Annotated in this window: 1 protein-coding gene and 1 pseudogene; one reads left to right on the top strand and one right to left on the bottom strand. The window is 34.4% G+C overall.

Annotated features, from left to right (window positions below; genetic code table 11):
• Positions 1-1233, bottom strand: a pseudogene (locus tag ABZA26_RS09810) (hypothetical protein); the annotation flags it as partial.
• Between the two features lie 455 nt (positions 1234-1688).
• On the opposite strand from ABZA26_RS09810, the gene glmS reads away from it, so the two are divergent.
• Entirely contained in the window at positions 1689-3515 is a 1827-nt protein-coding gene (gene glmS / locus ABZA26_RS09805) for a glutamine--fructose-6-phosphate transaminase (isomerizing) (RefSeq protein WP_372714340.1), read from the top strand.
• The last annotated feature ends 308 nt before the right edge of the window (positions 3516-3823 follow it).

Raw genomic sequence — 3823 nt, 5'->3', positions numbered from 1 at the left:
TACAAGTTGTCTGTGAACAATAATCACATCCGGGTTTTCTGATTTTATATTATCTATGGAACAGTTGGCTGCATTGATATTTGTCAAACCTGCTTTTTCTAGTTTACGTCTCAAAAATGTAGCCCCCATTGCACTGGATCCCATACCTGCATCACATACGATATAAATATTTTTATATTCCCTGTTTTGAAAGTCATTAATTTCATTTTTGAAAAGAATATCTTTTGTTTCGCTGACCTCTTTTTTACCGTTGGAATTTTTTTCCTGTCTGATCATGATAAAGGACAGAAAAAAAGTCACTGATGCAGAGACCGATATGGCAATGAGCAGTGGAAGCTTATCCTGGAGTGGTGCCAGCACCAGAATCAGAAGCAGGCTCCCTGGAGATGCTATTCCCATGAGACCGGAATCAAAAACAGAGAAAAGAAACACACCGGACATTCCGCCTAAAATCAAAGGCAGAATCATTCTTAGATTTTTGAGGACATAGGGAAAGTAGACCTCGTGAATACCCCCTATAGAATGTATAAATATATTTGACAGGGTTTCCTTTTTTTTATCCTTTTCTCTTCTCCCGAAAAAATAAGCTAAAAGAAGACCCAGTCCAGGTCCAGGATTTGTTTCCAGCAGGAAAAAAATGGATTTTCCTTTTTCATTGAGCTCTGAAATCCCCAGTACTGAAAAAATACCGTGATTAATGAAGTTATTCATAAATAGAACTTTTGCAGGCTCTATTATTATAGAATATAACGGAAGGTAGCCGGTCTTGAAAATTTTAGAAATTATATTTTCATAGAAACCAGCCTGGGATTTTTCATAGAGAGGAAGTCCCTTGTTTATGATAATTATAAGCCCTAATCCTATAAATGCAACCCCAAGATTATTGAGAAGCATTTCGTAGCCTGGAAATTTATATTTTTTTAAAAAACTATGGTATTTTTTAATAGCAAATCCTGCTAAAGCACCTATAAAAATAGGCTCTAAAAGACTTTCAACCTTATACTGGGATAAGACTCCTCCCATTACTATAACAGCGGTTATGCCTCCGTATTTTTTTTCAATCATGGAGCCTGAGGTATAGGAAATCAAGAAAGGCATAATGACTCCGGATAAAAATAATTTGAAGTCCCCTAAATCAAAGAAATTCAACATTCCCATGACTATAAAAAGCGGTATATTTTCTACAATTATATGACTTATAAATTCTGGAAATTTTTTTAATCTCAACTCCATAAAAAGACCGCCTCACCTTACATTGTTTATATATTGTACTATTTTGACTAAATCGAAACAATAACAAATTATTTCACTTTTTTTTGAAAAAATTGTTTTAAAAGACTATGAAAGAATTAAATTGTAATTAAGTTTTTTTTCTGATACAATAATTAGGTAGTATGTATTTATTATATATACTATATAAAAGCAACAGAAGGAAATAAAAATAAAAAAAGCGCCAGAGCTTATAAATCATAAGCTGACGAGGAACGGAGTTATCGAAAATTCGGCGGATGCTCCGAAGGTGGTTACAACCTTAGTTACGTCACAAATTCAAAGAGTGATCTTTGGGACAAAAGACGTTTCAGTAACATTTCCTTCTTAATAAAAGAGTTTTAAGGCTCTTTTTGTTGTGAAAAAATTCATACAGGCGGAAGTAATGAATACTTTCAGTCAAAGAGGAGGAAATTGTTATGTGTGGAATTGTAGGTTATGTAGGTGGCAGAGATGCAAGCGGAGTTATTTTAGACGGATTAAGCAGACTAGAGTATAGGGGATATGACTCAGCAGGTATTGCTGTCAGTACAGGGGACAAACTAATTGTAAAAAAGAAGCAGGGAAGGCTGAGAGTTTTACAAGATTATATAGAGAAGAACCCTATAGAAGGACATGTGGCCATAGGTCATACAAGATGGGCTACTCACGGTAAGCCGTCAGATGAGAATTCTCATCCTCATTCAAATGCTGTAGAAAGCATCTCAGTAGTTCACAACGGGATAATAGAGAACTATATAGATATAAAAAAAGAGTTAATCGAAAAAGGGTATGAATTTCTTTCTGATACAGATACAGAGGTATTGGCACATCTTTTAGACTTATATTCAGAAGAGGACTTTTTTGCTACTATTCAGAAAGTTATGAAAAAAGTAAAAGGATCTTACGGCCTTGGAATATTAAATACAAAATATCCTGATACTGTATTTTGTGCCAGAAAAGACAGTCCTCTAGTAATCGGACTCGGAGAGGATGAAAACTTCATAGCTTCTGACGTTCCTGCTCTTCTGAAATATACTAAAGATGTATATTTTCTTGAAAACGGAGAGATAGGTATTGTAAAAAAAGATTCTGTAGAGATTTTTGATATAGATAAAAATGAGATAAAAAAAGAAAGAGTTACAATCGAATGGTCTTTAGAGCAGGCTACTAAAGCAGGATACCCTCATTTCATGCTTAAAGAGATAAATGAACAGCCAGAGGGAATCAGAGAAACTATAAAGAGAAGAGTAGATGAAAATAATCTTATTCATTTTGACGATATCAACCTTGGTAAGGAAGAACTTAAGGCAATAAAAGATATCTATATTATAGCGTGCGGAACTGCTTATAATGCAGGACTTCAGGGTAAATTTGCACTTCAGAAGATAGCTAAAATAAAAGCAGATGCTGACATAGCATCAGAATTCAGATACTCTGATCCTTTCATGGACGAGACTACGCTGGTTATACTGGTAAGTCAGTCTGGAGAGACTCTGGATACATTAGCGGCTCTTCGTGAGGCAAAATCAAAAGGTGCAAAGACATTAGCAATAACAAATGTTATAGGGGCGTCAATAGCAAGAGAGGCAGACAATGTAATCTATACATGGGCAGGTCCGGAAATAGCTGTTGCTTCTACAAAAGCTTATACAACTCAGGTTACAGTTTTCTACATGCTATCTCTTTATATAGCTAAAATAAAAGAAATAATCTCTGACGAAGAGTATGCAAATATATTAAACGGTCTTATTGAGATCCCTGAAAAAATCGAAAGAATAATTGCTCAGGAAGATAAAATAAAGGCTATTGCTGAAAAGATAAAGGACTGTACTCAAGGTTTCTATTTAGGAAGAGGACTTGATTATAGTGTGGCAACAGAAGCTTCTCTAAAAATGAAGGAAGTTGCTTATATGCATACAGAAGCATTTGCTTCTGGGGAACTGAAGCACGGTACGATAGCTCTTATAGAGGATGATATCCCTGTAGTTGCCATAACGACTCAGTCTGATCTTTTTGAAAAATCTATCTCTAATATAAAAGAGGTAAAGGCCAGAGGTGCATATGTAATATGTGTTACTCAAGAAAATAACAGAGTGGTAGAGGAAATTTCTGATGAAGTTATTTATATACCTGAATCAGACGATCTGATTGCTGGAATAACTGCAATTGTTCCTCTTCAACTTCTTGCTTACCATGTATCAGCAATGAGAGGAATCGACGTTGATAAACCGAGAAACCTTGCAAAATCTGTTACAGTTGAATAGATTTTCAGATGCCGGAGCTTTGCTCCGGCTTTCTTTTTGTGAAATTTTGTGATAGTAGACAAAGCTTATTATCAATGAAAAAGAGCTTATGAGATTTTTTAATCTCTGATTAATAAAAGATAGATTTTAGAGTACTCCCTCTAACTAAGGAAGTATTTTTTATTTTAACCTTAAAAATATTCATTAACCTATATAATAAAGTGTTTATAAAATAGCATACAGCTAAAAAAATGGTAACTCTTAAAAAATACTTAAGAGTTACCATCTATAATAATCCAGTGTGAATATTAAGCTGTGTAAGCTTTGAT

Origin of the sequence: Ilyobacter sp. (assembly GCF_041583315.1) — a bacterium.
Classification (GTDB): Bacteria; Fusobacteriota; Fusobacteriia; order Fusobacteriales; family Fusobacteriaceae; genus Ilyobacter.
This window is presented reverse-complemented; position numbering and strand designations above follow the sequence as displayed.

What these genes read in the sequence shown, in the direction of transcription:
- glmS (WP_372714340.1), top strand. Translation starts at nt 1,689, where the DNA reads ATGTGTGGAATTGTAGGTTATGTAGGTGGCAGAGATGCAAGCGGAGTT.